The sequence below is a fragment of the Gryllotalpicola reticulitermitis genome (genome assembly GCF_042651345.1).
Classification (GTDB): Bacteria; Actinomycetota; Actinomycetes; order Actinomycetales; family Microbacteriaceae; genus Gryllotalpicola; species Gryllotalpicola reticulitermitis.
Window position 1 is genome coordinate 88,112 of the sequence record NZ_JBHSCN010000002.1, and the last position, 14,887, is coordinate 102,998.

A 14,887-nucleotide genomic window follows, 5' to 3' on the forward strand; every position below is an offset into this window, starting at 1 on the left:
GCCGGCGCCCTACGCCGTGATGCTTATCTCAGCTCGGAAGCCGAGGGTGATGGCTGGTTAGGACTTCTTTCCGACCTTCCAGTTGAAGTAGTTCCAGAACACGTTCGGGGTCAGGGGGTTGTCCGAGACGCCGCTGATGTTCGACGACCACGCGGTGACGTCGGGGAACTGGAACAGGGTGGCGCCGTATGCGTCGCTCCACACCTGCTTGTCGATCGCTGCGAGCAGCGCGTTGTTGTCAGCGGCCGAGCCGGTGCTGGTCTCGAGCTTCTGCCAGTCGGCGTCAACCGACTTGTTCGAGTAGCCGTTGTAGTTCGACGCGCCACCCGTCTGGAACGCAGCCTGGTTGCCGGTCAGCGCGAGGCTGGTGTACTGCCACGCGAAGATCGAGGTGTCGTACCAGTTGGTGGTCGGCAGGTCGTTGAAGAAGTCCGTGGTGGACTTCGGCGCACCGACGACCTTGAACCCGGCCTGGGCCTCCGACGCCTGGATGAGCTGGAACTCGGAGACGCGGCGGGGGTTGTCGCTCGGGTAGGCGAAGCGCACCGTCGGGGCGCTCACGCCGGCCTGCTGCAGCAGCTGCTTGGCGGCCGAGATGTCGACCTTCGAGTAGGCGGACGAGCCGTTGTTGGCGACCGACTGGTTGTAGCCGGCAGAGCCCGGCAGGAACATCTGCGAGTCGTCGAGCGTCGCGCTCGGGTTGAGCGGCTTGATCAGCTTGTCGACGATCTCCTGACGGGGCAGTGCCTTCAGGTAGGCCTCGCGCACGAGCTGGGCCTTCTGGGTGCCAGCCGTGCCGCCGCCGTAGGTGGCCGGCGAGAACGGGCCCTTGTTGTTGACGACGAGGTCGACGTGCTCGTAGCTCGCCTCAGGCGAGTTGGAGATCTTGACGTTCTTGACCTGCTTGAGGGCCGAGAGCGTGTCAGTCGTGGCCTGGCCCGAGATGATGTTGACCTCGCCGTTCTGCAGCGCCTGAACCTGAGCGGTCGGGTCGCTGATGAAGCGGATGGTGATCTTGTCGACGCTGGGGTTTCCAGGGCCGGCCTTGTAACCGCTGCGCAGCGCCAGGGTCACGTACTGGTTCTTGACGAAGTCCGTGATCTGGTACGCGCCGTCGACGACGAGCAGCTTCTTGTCGCTCGGCATGCTGGCGACGTTCCACTTGGTCGACCAGGCGCCGGCGAGACCCGCAAGCGTCGTCTGGTCGTCGCCCTGGATCGCCTTGATGACAGCGGCGTCAGCGTCGGAGTTCGAGGTGTTCTTGGTCGGGAACGCCTCCTGGTAGACGACGTGAGCGGGCAGCGCCGGGCTGAGCAGAGCCTGCTTCCAGTCGACGTACGGCTTCGAGAAGACCGCGGTCACCGTCTGGCCGTTGTCGGAGACGGTCGGCACCGCGGTGATGTTGTCAAGCCCGCTGCCGGCGTTGACGGAGCCGAAGTTGACCTTGCCCTTGGGGTCGTTGTACTTCGAGATGCTCGAGGCCCACTGCAGGAGGATGTCGGCCGCGTTCACCGGGTCGCCATCGCTCCAGTCAACGCCCTTGTTGATGTGGTACTGGATCGTCAGCGGGTTGGTCGAGACCTCCTTGTACGTCCCGAACTTGGTGTTGTCCACCAGCTGCTGCTGGTTGTTGAAGTACGTGAACGACGCGTTGAACAGCGCGGCCGGGTTGCCGTTGTAGGTGCTGTACTGGTTGGCAACCAGCTGGTTCAACGAGCTGACGGGGCCGTTCTGGGCGATGGTGACACTGGTGCTCTCTTTGATCTCGCTCTTCGGTGAGGTCGAAGTGCAGCCAGTGAGCGCCAGCGCGGTCGCCGCAGCTGCGGCCGCAGCCACAACTCCGATCCGCTTGATCTTCAATTTTCCTCCTGTAGGAATGGTGCAGGCGCATGGGTATGTCTAGTGGACTCCAGCGCTCTTGATAGAAAGCAAGATAGGCACGCGCAGTTGCGCGGTCCAAACTGAGATCGAAACCGTTACATGCGTGTAACGAGCCAAGAGTTCGCCTGATGAGACGAGGGTTCCCCACGTGAAGCGTCGGCTGTGGTGGGAAATCGGCATCGTTCTGGGCCTCTCGCTCGGAGCATCCGCGATCTACGCAATCGTGGACCTGATCGCGGATTTTGCCTCGGGAAAGCCGCTCGCCGAGCAGTCCGCGGCGCTCAACAGCTCCCAGTCAGCAGTGCCGTGGCTCGACCTGATCTACCAGCTCCTCGGGGTGTTCTTCGACCTCTTCCCCGTCGCACTTGCGCTGTATCTGCTCTGGCAGCCGGCTGTGAGCGCTTTCGACCGGATCGGGCTGACCTGGCGCAGGCCGTTACGCGATGCCGGTGGTGGCCTGGTGCTCGCCGCGTGCATCGGTGTGCCGGGGCTCGCGTTCTACGCGCTCGGCCGGGTACTGGGCATCACCCTGCAGGTGCAGGCGTCGCCCCTCGACACCTATTGGTGGACAGTGCCCGTGCTCGTGCTCTCGGCGGTCCGCGCCGCACTGCAGGAAGAAGTGATCGTCGTCGGGTATCTCTTCGACCGGCTCGAGCGGATCGGGTGGGGTCGGTGGCCCATCATCATCGCGTCAGCGCTGCTGCGCGGCTCCTACCACCTGTACCAAGGCATCGGCCCGTTCTTCGGCAACGCCGTCATGGGTGTCGTGTTCGGCTGGGTGTACTCGAAGTGGGGGCGCACCGCGCCACTCGTGGTGGCACACACCCTGCTCGACGTGGTCTCGTTCGTCGGCTACCCCCTCGCGGTCGCCCTCTGGCCCAGCATCTTCAAGTGATCGCTCTCACCCGCGTTCCGGAAACGATTCGGCGATGCCCTGCAGCTTCGCGCGGTAGTCGGCCCATGACGACGAGTCGAACTCGGCCATGTTCGACAGCGTCGGCCCAACGCCTACTCGCCCGTCGGTGAGCTCGCGGATGATGTCGGCGTGGCCGGCGTGGCGAGCGAGCTCCTGAATGTGGTGCACGAGCACCGTATGCAGCGACGGATGCCTGCGCGCCTCGGGCCACCACGGCACCGTGCCCGTGTCGGCGAGCGAAAGCGCATCGATCGTCGCGTCGGCGTGCACCCACGCGCGCCCATAGAAGGCCACCACGTCGTCGAGGGACTCGTCGGCGCGTGCCCAGAAGTCATCGTTGTCGGAGAGGCTGTCGATGTCGGCCAGCATCGGGTCTTCCGCTGGGCGCCCGAAGACCTCGCCGAAGTAGCCGTACTCGATACCCGCCACGTGCTTCACGAGCCCTAGCAGATTCGTTCCGGTCGGCGTGACCGGCCACCGCACCTGCCGCTCGCTGAGCCCCTCGACCTTCCACATCAACGCGTCGCGCTGACGCTGCAGGTAGCGCTTCAACGTCTGCTTCTCGCCCGCCTCGCCCATGCCGACACGCTAGGGCAGGCATCCGACATTCGACAGCGTCAGGCGCGGTCCGATGCCGGGCGCACCAGCAGGCCGGTGAGCACCGCCGCGGTCAGCTCCCGGACGGAGACGCGGTAGTCGAGGCGCATGGCGCTGAGCTCGGGGTACTTCTCATACGCCTCGGCCATGCCCGGTGACGGGCGGCACATGCTCCATGCTCCGCCAACCACGAGGTTCACCGTCGCGGCCAGTGCGATCCTGCTCGGGTGGGGCAGCTCGCCGACGTGATCCTCGATCAGCTGGACGAGCCGGATCGACTGCGCGTACGCACTGCGCTTGTAGTCGGCGGCGACTTCGGCGGAGACGTTGTGCTCGAGCACCGTCGCGGAGTTCGCGACTAGCTCGGCGAGCACCGGCCGCTGCGCCGCCGTACGCGCGACGGCATCAGCGACCACCTCCACCGCCGGCGCGGCGTCTGCGCCGGCGAGTGCCATCTCGAGAGCATCGAGCCACTCGCCGTACTCGCGGTCGAGCAGGGCGAGCAGCACGGCCTCGCGGGTCTCGAAATACCGCAGCACGTTCGACTTGGCGAGGCCCACGTGCCGCGCGAGCCCGTTGAGACTCAGTGCGCCGACGCGAGTTCCGGCACGAAGCAGCTCGTCAGCCGCGCTGAGGATCGCGGCTCGCCGCGCATCTCGCTGTTCCTCGCTGCGCGCCCGCGCGAATGCCGTTGTCATCGCCCCTCCATTGCCTAACAGACCATCGGTCTGTTACGGTGAAGCAAAACAGACCACCGGTCTTATTATCTCCCTGAGGAGCTCTCCATGTACTACGACGTTCCACCCCAGCGGGGCAAACGCTTCATCGTCACCGGATCCAACAGCGGCACCGGGCGCGAGGCCGCGAGACGCCTCGCCCATGCCGGCGCCGACGTGATCATCGCGGTCCGCACACCCGCAAAGGGCGAAGAGGCCAAGGCGGCGATCCTCGCCGAAGCGCCGAAGGCCACGATCGAGGTGAGGCGGCTCGACCTCGCCGACCTCTCGTCGGTGCGCGAGTTCGCCGCATCCGTCACCTCCGACGGCAAGCCGCTGCACACCCTCATCAACAACGCGGGCGTCATGGTGCCGCCCGAGCGCTACGCGACGGCCGACGGGTTCGAACTGCAGTTCGGCACGAACTTCCTCGGCCCGTTCGCCCTCACCACCCTGCTTCTTCCCGCGCTGCTCACGACCCCGGGGGCGCGCGTGGCGACCATGTCGAGCGGCACCGCCAACTTCGGAAAGATCGCGTTCGACGACCTCAACTGGACCCGGCGTCGCTTCTCGCCCCAGCGCGCCTACGCCCAATCGAAACTCGCCGACCTGCTGCTCGGGCGCCAACTCGCGGCCCTCGCGGTCTCACACGGCTGGGACCTGCTCAGCACGATCGCGCACCCGGGGTACACCCGCACGAACCTGCAGACCGCGGGGCGCAACCTCGGCCGAGGCGATGACGCTCAGCTGCAGCCCATCCGCCGCACCCTGCTGCCATCGCAGGGCGTCGAGAGCGGCACCGAGCCGCTGCTGTTCGCAGCCACCTCGCCGTCCGCCGAGCAAGGCGCCTACTACGGCCCGAGCCGCTACGGGCTCGTCGGTCCGACGCACCGTGCCGGCATGCCGCGCTCGGCGCGATCGATGGCGGTCGCCGATCACCTCTGGACGGTGGCCGAGGAACTCACCGGTACGCGGGTCCCGGCCTAGTAGTCCGCCTCCTCCGCAAGGCGTGCGATGAAGACGAACTCGCGCCCTGGCCTGTCGGGGGCGTCGCGAACATCGATCGTCTCGAAACCGGCGATCGCGAGCGAGACGCGCAGCTCCTCCTCCGTACGCCAGCGCAGCGTCGTATCGACGCCGACGAGCGTGTCCTCGAACTGATACGAGGTGCGGAAGGCGACGAGCCGGCCGGTGACGTCGAGCACCTCCTGCCAGATCTCGACGTGACCGATATCGTCGATGTCGCCCTCGACGGCAGTGTTCTCGGGCGTCCACTCATCCCAGGCGCGCGCTTCGGGCCGGCGCGACTCGAACACCAGGTAGCCGCCGGGAAGCAGTGCATTCCGGATTCCGTCGAGTGCGGCGGCCCACTCCTCGTCGGTCACGAAGCACTGGGCGACGTTCGCCGTCATGGTCACCATCGCGGCGCCCGTGGGAGGCAGCCCGGCCGCGTCGCTGACGATCCACTCGACGGCATCGGCGTCGGGCTTGTGCCGCGCGACGCCGATCGCGTCTTCGTCGGGATCGACGCCGGTGACGCGGATGCCTTTGTTCACGAGCATCAGCGCGAAGGTTCCCGTGCCGCAACCGACGTCGAGCACCCGTCGCGCCCCGAACTCGTGCACGATGTCGACGTAGACCTCAAGGTCAGTGCGCTCACCTTCGAGCGGGTCATACAGCGCGGCGATTCGGGCTCTGTGATAGCCGTCTATGTCGTCAGGCACGGCAACGACGTTACTGGACACGACGCACGCTCACCACGTGGACTCCGCGTCATTTCACGCCCATCGCGGCCGCCGCCGCCTTCACTCCCGCGGACTGGCACACCGTCGCCGGCTTCCCCGCCGTCTGCTGGCAGAGGCCGACTGTGAGCACATTCGCGGTCCCGATCACGCTCTTCGCGACGGCGGAACCGGGGTCGGCCAGGTCGGCGGCGATCTGCGCCTGACTCAGGCCCTTGAGCACACCAGGGTCGTATTGCGCACCGGAGAGCACCCACGCGCCGCCGATGTCGACGAAGGGAATCGACCCCGTGCTCTGCGTATACGGCGGAGCGTCGTACTTCGTGAGCAGGGCGTTCTCGGACGTCGTCAGCTTGTCGAGCGGATTGTGCTGCTCGTCGAAGATCTCCTTCGCGTCGAGCGCGAGGTAGTCGCTCGTCAGCGTGGCCCCGTGGAAGCTGAGCGTCGACGTCGACGGGTAGACCTCGGGTGACGGCGCCGATGTCGCCTCGCCGAGGCCGCTCAAGGTGCCGAAGCGCGACAGTGCGACAGCGAGAGGCCAGCGTTCCGCGGCGCAATACGGGCAGAATTCACCGCCGATATAGGTGATGAGCGGCTTGCCGTTCTGGGTCAGCGCGGGTGCGTCGATCTTGCTCGGCGCGGCCTGTGCAGTGCCGGGACCGACCGCATCGAAGACGGATGCCGGCACACCTGTCACCTTGCCGATCACGTCGCTCGCGGCCGTGGTCGGAGCCGCCGGGGTCGCCGAGTGCGCCGAATTCGTCGTCGACCGCGTGCCGAGACTCACTCCGATCGCGACCGCGACGGCCACGACGAGCACGACCACGCCCACGATGATCTGCAGAAGAATGCGCCGACGGGAGGACACACGTGCGGTTCGAGCCACTCGAACAGTATGCCGGGGGTCCGGACCCGGGCGGTGCCGGGACGCCGCTCGGCTCAGTGACCGCCTGGCATGGCGCGGCCGCGCTCCCCTGCGACCTCGCGAATCCGCGCGACCGACGCGTCGTCGTCGCCCTCGAGCGAGCGTGCGAGAAGCGTGTAGTCGCGCTGCTCGCCGAACGCGTCCTGCAGACCGGCTCCGATCACTGCCGTCTGCTCGTCACCGAGGGCCTCCGCGAGGTAGCGCATCGCCCGCGCATGCTTGCGTGCCTCGTGCTGCACCGCGAGCTCATCGAGCCCCGCGGTGCCCGAGCGCACCTCTTCGAGGCGCTCGATCAATCCCTGATAGTGCGGGCCGTCGAGGTACTCCATGACCGTCGCATGGGCCGCGGCGTATTCGCCGCGGACACCCTCGATGAGGCGACGGTGCGCGGCATCCGTCTCATCGCTGTCCCCGACCGCGTCGAGCAGCCCCTGGGCGAGCTCGGCGCGCACCTCGAAGTCGCGCGCCGTGCCGAGCAGCCGGCCGTATCGCTTCAGCTCCGTTCGCGCGTGGCTCGCCGCCTCGCCCGGCACCAGATCGAGCACGACGCGCAGCCGCCTGGTCGCCGTACGCGCCTTGTGCACGGCATCCGCCTCATTGCGCCGCACCGCCGTGCCCAGGCCGATCAGCGTGTCGATCGTGTCGCGCAACCAGCTCTCGACCGACGATCCTTCGGAGGAGTCTTCGCCCATAGGTCGAGTCTCGTCGCACCGCCCCTCCCGCGATAGGGCCGCAACGCTAGCGCCCGAGGGTCAGCTCGACGTCGACCTCGTCGCCCAGCTCAATGGACTCGGCGCGACGCACCGCAACCCGCACGGGCAGCAGGTAGACGCCGTCTTTCGGGAAGAGCGCCGTGTAGAAATCCGTCGCTCCGATGCGCGCGTTGACCGGGATGGCGCCCCAGCCGTACGTGACCATCGCGGCGACCTCAGCGATGTCATCACTCTCCGCCCGCGGAATGCGCACGAACGTGAACGGCGCGGGACCACGCCAGTAGATCAACTCACCGCGGAAGCGGAGCTCCATGCGGTTAGGGTATGCGCTCCAAAGCTTCGCCTATTGCCTCACGTGCATAATGATCGGCGGTGATGTGAACGACCACATCCCAGTGAGGCAACACGATGAGCTCCCCCGAGTCCCCCCGCACGCGGGCCCCGAACATGCGGGACGTGGCGCGGCTGGCGGGAGTCTCGTACCAGACGGTGTCGCGCGTGATCAACAACTCGGACGCGCTGCGGCCCGAGACCCGCGATCGCGTGGTCGCCGCAATGGAGCAGCTGCACTACCGGCCGAACCGGGCGGCCCGGGCGCTCAAGACGAGTCGTTCGCGGACCATCGGCGTGCTGGCATCGATCCGCGCGACCTACGGGCCCGCGCTCACGATTCAAGCCATCGAGGCGGCGGCGGTCAAAGAAGGCTTCTACGTCAACACCGCGCACGTGGCCGAGACGGACGAGCAGTCGATCGTCTCAGCGGTCGACTGGCTCACCGATCAGGACATCGAGGGGCTCGTCATCATCGCCCCGCAGCAGCGCGTGTTCGACACGCTCGCGCGTATCGATCAGCTGCCGCCGATGGTGACGCTGCGTTCCGGACTCGACGGCGACCCCCACGCCCTCTGGGTCGATCAGGCAGCGGGCGCCCGCGCGGCGACGGGGCACCTCGCGGACCTCGGACATCAGTACATCCGGCACCTGGCCGGGCCGCGGGACTGGATCGAAGCGGATGCTCGCATGCAGGGGTACCTGCTCGAGCTCTCCGACCGCGACCTCCCCACGCTCCCGCCGATCCAGGGCGACTGGACAGCCGAGTTCGGCTACTGGGCCGGTCGCCAGCTCATGATGGGAAACGACGCCACGGCGTTCTTCTGCTCGAACGACGAGATGGCGCTCGGAGTCCTGCACGCCGCCCACTCGCTGCACCTGCGGGTGCCCCAGGACATCAGCGTCGTGGGCTTCGACGACATCCCCGCGGCCCAGCATTTCTGGCCTCCGCTGACGACGGTGCGGCTGGACTTCGCCGAGCTCGGCCGGCGATGCGTGCAGATGCTGCTCTACGGGCGCGACGACACGACGGTCGATGTCGAACCGCGTCTCATCGCCCGCGACTCGAGCGGTCCCGCCCACTCAGCTCGGTGACACACGGCGCGTCCGGTTTGACAAGACCCGGATACATCGGCGTAACATCTGCTCCGGCCCGCAATGTGATCGTTCACATGCGGCCGCCCCTTCCCTGACGACGGAGTCGCACAGCACCCCCTCGTCTTGGATGCACCGACGAGGAGTGAAGCAAAAGGTGAGCAATCACACCATCTTGGAGATGCGCTCCATCACCAAGGAGTTCCCAGGCGTCAAGGCACTGTCCGACGTCAGCATCACCGTTCGGGCCGGCGAGATCCACGCGATCTGCGGCGAGAACGGAGCGGGCAAGTCGACGCTGATGAAGGTTCTGTCGGGCGTGTACCCGTTCGGCTCCTACACCGGCGACATCGTCTACCAGGGCGAGGTTGTGCAGTTCTCGAACATCAAGCAGTCCGAGGAAGCCGGCATCGTCATCATCCACCAGGAGCTCGCGCTCATCCCCGAGCTCTCGATCACCGAGAACCTGTTCCTCGGCAGCGAGATCAGCAAGCGCGGCGTCATCGACTGGACCGACGCTCAGCTCCGCGCCCGCGAGCTGCTCGCCCGTGTCGGCCTCGACGACGACCCCGACACACAGATCAAGAACATCGGCGTCGGCAAGCAGCAGCTCGTCGAGATCGCGAAGGCGCTGCACAAGAACGTCAAGCTGCTCATCCTCGACGAGCCCACGGCGGCCCTCAACGAGAACGACTCGCAGCACCTGCTCAGCCTGATCGTCGGCCTCAAGGAGCGCGGCGTCACGTCGATCATGATCAGCCACAAGCTCAACGAGATCGAGCAGGTGGCCGACGACATCACGATCATCCGCGACGGCCGCACGATCGAGACCCTCGACGTGCACACCGGCGTCGACGAGGACCGCATCATCCGCGGCATGGTGGGCCGCTCGCTCGAGAGCCGCTTCCCCGACCGCACGCCCCACATCGGCGAGGTGTTCTTCGAGGTGCGGGACTGGACGGTTCAGCATCCGCTCGACTCGTCCCGCCTCGTGTGCAAGGGCGAGAACTTCACCGTGCGCCGCGGCGAGATCGTCGGCTTCGCCGGCCTCATGGGCGCCGGCCGCACCGAGCTCGCCATGAGCCTCTTCGGCCGCAGCTACGGGACCTGGCTCGGCGGCCAGATCTTCAAGGACGGCCGCGAGATCAAGGTCACCAACGTGCGCCAGGCGATCGCCAACGGTATCGGGTACGTGAGCGAGGACCGGAAGGCGCTCGGGCTCAACCTGCTCGACTCCGTCAAGCGCTCGACCGTCTCGGCCGACCTGCAGAAGATCTCCAGGGGCGGCGTCGTCGACGCGATCCAGGAGCATGACGTCGCGGAGGAATACCGCAAGATGCTGCGCACCAAGGTGCCGACCGTCGAAGAGGGCGTCTCGAAGCTCTCGGGCGGCAACCAGCAGAAGGTCGTCCTCTCCAAGTGGATGTTCACCGACCCCGACCTGCTGATCCTCGACGAGCCGACCCGCGGCATCGACGTCGGAGCCAAGTTCGAGATCTACCGGATCATCCAGCAGCTCGCCGATCAGGGCAAGGGCGTCATCCTGATCTCCTCGGAACTGCCCGAACTGCTCGGCATCTCGGATCGCATCTACACGATCTTCGAGGGGGCCATCACCGATGAGTTCCCCGTGGCCGAGACCACCCCAGAGACCCTCATGCGCAGCATGACCAGCGTCAAGCACGCCGCCTGAACCGTCATGCGCGACATGGCCCGTATCAACAAGGATGCACTGATCTAAATGAACCCCCTCCGTCAGCTATTCGGCGGCCGCGGCGCCAACGCCGGCCAGTACGGGATGATCATCGCGTTGATCGCGATCGTGGTCATCTTCGAGATCTGGACGCACGCGCTCACCCTGAACCCGACCAACGTCATCAACGTCTTCCAGCAGTACTCGTACATCCTGATCATGGCGCTCGGCATGGTCATGGTGATCATCGCGGGCCACATCGACCTGTCCGTCGGATCGGTCGCCGCCTTCGTCGGCATCATCGTCGCGCAGGCCATGTCAGTCTGGCACTGGTCGTGGTGGGAGGCGATCATCCTCGGCCTCGTCGTCGGCGCCCTCGTCGGTGCGTGGCAGGGCTTCTGGGTCGCCTTCGTGCGGGTTCCGGCCTTCATCGTGACCCTCGCCGGGCAGCTCATCTTCCGTGGCGCGAACCAGCTCATCGGCAACTCGACCTCGGTCGCCGTGCCCTCGAGCTACCAGCAGATCGGCGGCGGCTTCATCCCCGACTTCGGTCCGAACACGGGCTTCAGCAACGGCACGCTGATCCTCGGCCTCGTGACCATCGCCGCCCTGATCTGGATGGAGACGCGTGGGCGCAGCCGTCGTCGCAAGATGGGCGCCGAGGTCATCCCCCTCTGGGTGAGCATCGTGCGCACCGGCATCCTTGTCGCCGTCACTCTGTTCGGCACCTACCTGTTCGCCGCGGGCTCGGCCGGCACCAGCTTCCCGATCGTCGCGATCATCGCGGGCGTGCTCACCATCGTCTACGGCTTCGTCACGAAGAACACCATCTTCGGCCGCCAGGTCTACGCGGTCGGCGGAAACGCCAATGCCGCGGCGCTCTCCGGCGTGAACATCCGCAAGGTCAACTTCTTCGTGATGGCCAACATGTCGCTGCTCGCGGCCGTCGCCGGCATGGTCTACGTCGGCTACGCCGGCGCCTCGGGCCCCGCCGACGGCACCGGCTGGGAGCTCGACGCCATCGCGGCCGTCTTCGTCGGTGGCGCCGCCGTCTCCGGTGGCATCGGAACGGTCGCGGGCTCGATCGTCGGCGCCCTCGTCATGGCGCTCCTCGCGAACGGCTTGCAGCTCGTCGGCGTCGAGTCGAACCTGCAGCAGGTCATCCGCGGACTCGTGCTGCTCGCCGCCGTCGCCTTCGACGTCTACTCGAAGACCCAGGGCCGCCCGTCGCTCATCGGCAGCATGATGCGCGGCGCCGGCATCGGTCGCGGAAAGACCGAGAGCGATGCGGCCCCCGTCGCCCCGCAGCCGAAGACCATCGACGACCAGTCCACAGTCTCCCTGCCGTAAAGCGCGCAGGAGAACACCGGCGGACCACACCATCCGCTCCCTCGAAGAAGAGAAAAGGCAATTCACATGCGCAAGAAGTACATCGTCGGCATCGCCGCCGTTGCAGCAGCCACGGCACTGGCGCTGAGCGGGTGCTCGACCGGCCGCACCACCAGCGGCTCGGGCAGCAGCAGCTCGACGTCCATTCCGAAGGGCTCGCTCATCGGTGTCGCCCTGCCGGCCAAGACCTCCCAGAACTGGGTGCTGGCCGGTCAGGACTTCCAGAGCTCGATCACCAAGGCCGGCTTCAAGGCCGACATTCAGTACGCCGACAACAACACGCCGGTCCCGAGCCAGCAGGCCGAGATCAACTCGATGATCACCAAGGGCGCGAAGGCGATCATCATCGGCGCGGCCGACGGCTCGCAGCTCGGCACCCAGGTCGCCCAGGCCAAGAAGCAGGGCATCACCGTCATCGCGTGGGACCGCAACATCCTCAACACTAAGAACGTCGACTACTACGTCGCGTTCAACAACTTCCACGTCGGTGAGCTGCAGGCCCAGGCCCTGCTCGACGGCCTGAAGAAGGAGAAGGGCTCGGGCCCGTACAACGTCGAGCTGTTCGCCGGCTCGCCCGACGACGCCAACGCCACGGTCTTCTTCAACGGCGCGATGAGCGTGCTCAAGCCGAAGATCGCAGACGGCACCCTCAAGGTCGTCTCGGGTCAGACCACCTTCCAGAAGGTCAACACGCAGGGCTGGCTCGCCCAGAACGCGCAGAAGCGCATGACCGACCTGATCACCGCGAACTACGCCAAGGGCACCAAGCTCGACGGCGTCCTCTCCCCCAACGACACCCTGGCCCGCGCCATCCTGCAGGCCACGAAGTCCGCTGGTCTGGCCAACCCGGTCGTGACCGGTCAGGACTCGGAGACCGACTCGATCCCGCTGATCATGAACGGCACCCAGTACTCGACGATCTACAAGGACACCACGCTCGAGGCGAACGCCGCGGTGGACCTCGTGTCGACGCTGAGCAAGGGTGGCAAGCCCAAGACCGTCAACGACAAGACGAACAACTACAACGGCACCATCACCGTCCCGGCCGTCGAGCTGACCCCGGTCCTCGTCACCAAGGACAACGCTGTCGCGGCGTACAAGAACGACCCGACCCTCGAGAAGCTGGCGACCGCCGGCCAGTAGGCTCATCGCTCTTCGCGTCATCGAACGGCCCCGGCGTGCTTCGGCACCCGGGGCCGTTCCCGTGGGCGCGGGGCGCGCGGTGCGATGCACCGGTCGCGCCTTCTCGACGCGGTTGACGCCGCCGCTGCGCACTGATGTGCTCACCCGTATGACGAAGTACCTGATCTCGTTCCCGGGACCGGCGATGGACGTCGCCCCGGAAGAGCTGCCCGCCGTCGCGGATGCCGCGCACGCCGTCCTCGCGGAGATCAAGGCGGCCGGGGTGTACGTCTTCGGTGGCGGAATCGATGAGGAGGTGGCGCCCGTCATGGTCGCCGGCGACGGCACGCTGACCGACGACACCTACCCGCAGACGAAGGAATTCACGGGCGGCATGACCGTCGTGGACGTCCCGTCGCGCGATGACGCCCTGCGCTGGGCCGCGAAGATCGCGACCGCGTGCCGCTGCGCACAAGAAGTACGAGCGTTCCAATACGACCCGCTGGCGTGACGGATGCCTGGCGCGCCGGCGCCGTTTCGGTGCCGGCCGCCAAGAACAGGACGTCGCGGCGCATCGGGCACAAAAAGTGCCGAACGGCACACATTTTCGGCGAAACCGTGTGCCCCCCGCGCAAATGTGTGCCGCTCAGGCATCCGATCTCACGGGCCTACACGTTGAAGCGGAACTCGACCACGTCGCCGTCGGCCATGACGTAGTCCTTGCCCTCGAGGCGGGCCCTGCCGTGGGCGCGGGCCTCGGCGACGGACCCGAGCGACACGAGGTCGTCGAACGAGATGACCTCGGCCTTGATGAAGCCCTTCTCGAAGTCGGTGTGGATCACGCCCGCGGCCTGGGGGGCCTTCGCTCCCTTGTGGATCGTCCACGCACGGGATTCCTTCGGGCCGGCCGTGAGATATGTCTGCAGGCCGAGTGTGTCGAAGCCGACTCGAGCGAGCTGATCGAGGCCGGACTCGTCCTGCCCGGTCGACTGCAGCAGCTCGAGCGCCTCGTCGGCGGGCAAGTCGACGAGCTCCGACTCGATCTTCGCGTCGAGGAACACCGCAGTGGCGGGAGCGACCAGCTCGGCGAGAGCCGCCTTGCGCGAGGCATCCGTCAACACGGATTCGTCGACATTAAATACGTAGATGACCGGCTTGGCGGTCAGCAGCCCGAATTCGCGCAGGGCGGCGAGGTCGAGTCCGGGCACATGCGACAGCACCTCGCCCTCGGACAGCGCGGCGATCGCCTCGTTCACCGCCGCGAGCACCGACGGGTCGGTCTTCTTGCCGCGTACCTCTTTCTCGATCCGGGGCTGCGCCTTCTCGAGGGTCTGCAGGTCGGCAAGGATCAGCTCAGTGTTGATCGTGTCGAGGTCGCCGCGCGGGTCGACTGCGCCCGCCACATGCACGACGTCGTCGTCGGTGAAGCCGCGCACGACCTGCGCGATCGCGTCGGCCTCGCGGATGTTGGCGAGGAACTGGTTGCCGAGGCCCTCGCCCTCAGATGCACCCTTCACGATGCCTGCGATGTCGACGAACGAGACCGTCGCCGGCACGACGCGCTCGGAATGGAACAGCTCGGCGAGCTGGTCGAGCCGCGGATCGGGGAGATTGACGACACCCACGTTCGGCTCGATGGTCGCGAACGGGTAGTTCGCCGCGAGCACGTCGTTCTTGGTCAGCGCGTTGAACAGGGTCGACTTGCCGACGTTGGGGAGACCGACGATTCCGATAGTGAGAGCCACGTGGACCGATTTTACGGGCAGGC

General features: G+C 66.7%; 15 protein-coding genes. 7 read left to right on the forward strand and 8 right to left on the reverse strand.

Features of this window, described 5'->3' with window-relative positions:
* Window positions 1–57 precede the first annotated feature (57 nt).
* Complete coding sequence (locus tag ACFOYW_RS00885) at window positions 58–1,860, reverse strand: ABC transporter family substrate-binding protein (protein WP_390226673.1); 1,803 nt, start codon at window positions 1,858–1,860, stop codon at window positions 58–60.
* A 169-nt stretch (window positions 1,861–2,029) separates the two neighbouring features.
* On the opposite strand from ACFOYW_RS00885, the gene ACFOYW_RS00890 reads away from it, so the two are divergent.
* On the forward strand, window positions 2,030–2,776 hold the full coding sequence (locus ACFOYW_RS00890) for a CPBP family intramembrane glutamic endopeptidase (RefSeq protein ID WP_390226675.1): 747 nt from the start codon (window positions 2,030–2,032) through the stop codon (window positions 2,774–2,776).
* Window positions 2,777–2,782: 6 nt separating this feature from the next.
* On the opposite strand, the gene ACFOYW_RS00895 is transcribed toward ACFOYW_RS00890, so the two are convergent.
* Together ACFOYW_RS00895 and ACFOYW_RS00900 are read right to left on the reverse strand one after the other, a co-directional pair.
* Window positions 2,783–3,376 carry a DinB family protein gene (locus ACFOYW_RS00895; protein WP_390226677.1) on the reverse strand — a complete coding sequence of 198 codons (594 nt, stop codon included), beginning with the start codon at window positions 3,374–3,376 and terminating at the stop codon, window positions 2,783–2,785.
* A 38-nt stretch (window positions 3,377–3,414) separates the two neighbouring features.
* The gene (locus ACFOYW_RS00900) at window positions 3,415–4,092 is read right to left on the reverse strand and encodes a TetR/AcrR family transcriptional regulator (protein ID WP_390226678.1); all 678 of its coding nucleotides are present in this window, start codon (window positions 4,090–4,092) and stop codon (window positions 3,415–3,417) included.
* An 87-nt stretch (window positions 4,093–4,179) separates the two neighbouring features.
* Here ACFOYW_RS00900 and ACFOYW_RS00905 point away from each other — a divergent pair, with 87 nt between their 5' ends.
* A complete protein-coding gene (locus tag ACFOYW_RS00905) occupies window positions 4,180–5,097 on the forward strand; it encodes an SDR family oxidoreductase (RefSeq protein WP_390226679.1) in 918 nt (305 codons plus the stop codon).
* Here ACFOYW_RS00905 and ACFOYW_RS00910 read toward each other — a convergent pair.
* The 4 genes from ACFOYW_RS00910 to ACFOYW_RS00925 are packed head-to-tail and all read right to left on the reverse strand — an operon-like array spanning window position 5,094 to window position 7,803.
* On the reverse strand, window positions 5,094–5,834 hold the full coding sequence (locus ACFOYW_RS00910) for a class I SAM-dependent methyltransferase (protein ID WP_390226680.1): 741 nt from the start codon (window positions 5,832–5,834) through the stop codon (window positions 5,094–5,096). The two genes, ACFOYW_RS00905 and ACFOYW_RS00910, sit on opposite strands and share 4 nt — an antisense overlap.
* A 49-nt stretch (window positions 5,835–5,883) precedes the next feature.
* Entirely contained in the window at window positions 5,884–6,738 is an 855-nt protein-coding gene (locus ACFOYW_RS00915; protein ID WP_390226681.1) for a DUF929 family protein, read from the reverse strand.
* Between the two features lie 53 nt (window positions 6,739–6,791).
* Window positions 6,792–7,469: a CHAD domain-containing protein gene (locus ACFOYW_RS00920; protein ID WP_390226682.1), complete on the reverse strand. Its 678-nt coding sequence runs from the start codon at window positions 7,467–7,469 to the stop codon at window positions 6,792–6,794.
* 46 nt (window positions 7,470–7,515) lie between these two features.
* A complete protein-coding gene (locus tag ACFOYW_RS00925; protein ID WP_390226684.1) occupies window positions 7,516–7,803 on the reverse strand; it encodes a DUF1905 domain-containing protein in 288 nt (95 codons plus the stop codon).
* A gap of 95 nt (window positions 7,804–7,898) precedes the next feature.
* Between ACFOYW_RS00925 and ACFOYW_RS00930 the strand changes: the two genes are divergently transcribed.
* From ACFOYW_RS00930 to ACFOYW_RS00950, 5 genes are all read left to right on the forward strand, one after another.
* Window positions 7,899–8,915, forward strand: coding sequence for a LacI family DNA-binding transcriptional regulator (locus ACFOYW_RS00930; RefSeq protein ID WP_390226686.1), 1,017 nt, complete (start codon window positions 7,899–7,901; stop codon window positions 8,913–8,915).
* A gap of 181 nt (window positions 8,916–9,096) precedes the next feature.
* A complete protein-coding gene (gene mmsA / locus ACFOYW_RS00935; protein ID WP_390226688.1) occupies window positions 9,097–10,608 on the forward strand; it encodes a multiple monosaccharide ABC transporter ATP-binding protein in 1,512 nt (503 codons plus the stop codon).
* A gap of 48 nt (window positions 10,609–10,656) precedes the next feature.
* The gene (gene mmsB / locus ACFOYW_RS00940) at window positions 10,657–11,958 is read left to right on the forward strand and encodes a multiple monosaccharide ABC transporter permease (protein ID WP_390226689.1); all 1,302 of its coding nucleotides are present in this window, start codon (window positions 10,657–10,659) and stop codon (window positions 11,956–11,958) included.
* A gap of 66 nt (window positions 11,959–12,024) precedes the next feature.
* Entirely contained in the window at window positions 12,025–13,140 is a 1,116-nt protein-coding gene (locus ACFOYW_RS00945; protein WP_390226690.1) for a substrate-binding domain-containing protein, read from the forward strand.
* Between the two features lie 148 nt (window positions 13,141–13,288).
* Complete coding sequence (locus ACFOYW_RS00950) at window positions 13,289–13,630, forward strand: YciI family protein (RefSeq protein ID WP_390226691.1); 342 nt, start codon at window positions 13,289–13,291, stop codon at window positions 13,628–13,630.
* Between the two features lie 157 nt (window positions 13,631–13,787).
* On the opposite strand, the gene ychF is transcribed toward ACFOYW_RS00950, so the two are convergent.
* Window positions 13,788–14,864 carry a redox-regulated ATPase YchF gene (gene ychF, locus ACFOYW_RS00955; RefSeq protein ID WP_390226693.1) on the reverse strand — a complete coding sequence of 359 codons (1,077 nt, stop codon included), beginning with the start codon at window positions 14,862–14,864 and terminating at the stop codon, window positions 13,788–13,790.
* Between the last annotated feature and the right edge of the window lie 23 nt (window positions 14,865–14,887).

Coding starts and splice junctions, on each gene's coding strand:
- ACFOYW_RS00895 (WP_390226677.1), bottom strand. CDS start 3,376: ATGGGCGAGGCGGGCGAGAAGCAGACGTTGAAGCGCTACCTGCAGCGT.
- ACFOYW_RS00900 (WP_390226678.1), bottom strand. CDS start 4,092: ATGACAACGGCATTCGCGCGGGCGCGCAGCGAGGAACAGCGAGATGCG.
- ACFOYW_RS00905 (WP_390226679.1), top strand. CDS start 4,180: ATGTACTACGACGTTCCACCCCAGCGGGGCAAACGCTTCATCGTCACC.
- ACFOYW_RS00920 (WP_390226682.1), bottom strand. CDS start 7,469: ATGGGCGAAGACTCCTCCGAAGGATCGTCGGTCGAGAGCTGGTTGCGC.
- ACFOYW_RS00925 (WP_390226684.1), bottom strand. CDS start 7,803: ATGGAGCTCCGCTTCCGCGGTGAGTTGATCTACTGGCGTGGTCCCGCG.
- ACFOYW_RS00930 (WP_390226686.1), top strand. CDS start 7,899: ATGAGCTCCCCCGAGTCCCCCCGCACGCGGGCCCCGAACATGCGGGAC.
- mmsA (WP_390226688.1), top strand. CDS start 9,097: ATGCGCTCCATCACCAAGGAGTTCCCAGGCGTCAAGGCACTGTCCGAC.
- mmsB (WP_390226689.1), top strand. CDS start 10,657: ATGAACCCCCTCCGTCAGCTATTCGGCGGCCGCGGCGCCAACGCCGGC.
- ACFOYW_RS00945 (WP_390226690.1), top strand. CDS start 12,025: ATGCGCAAGAAGTACATCGTCGGCATCGCCGCCGTTGCAGCAGCCACG.
- ACFOYW_RS00950 (WP_390226691.1), top strand. CDS start 13,289: ATGACGAAGTACCTGATCTCGTTCCCGGGACCGGCGATGGACGTCGCC.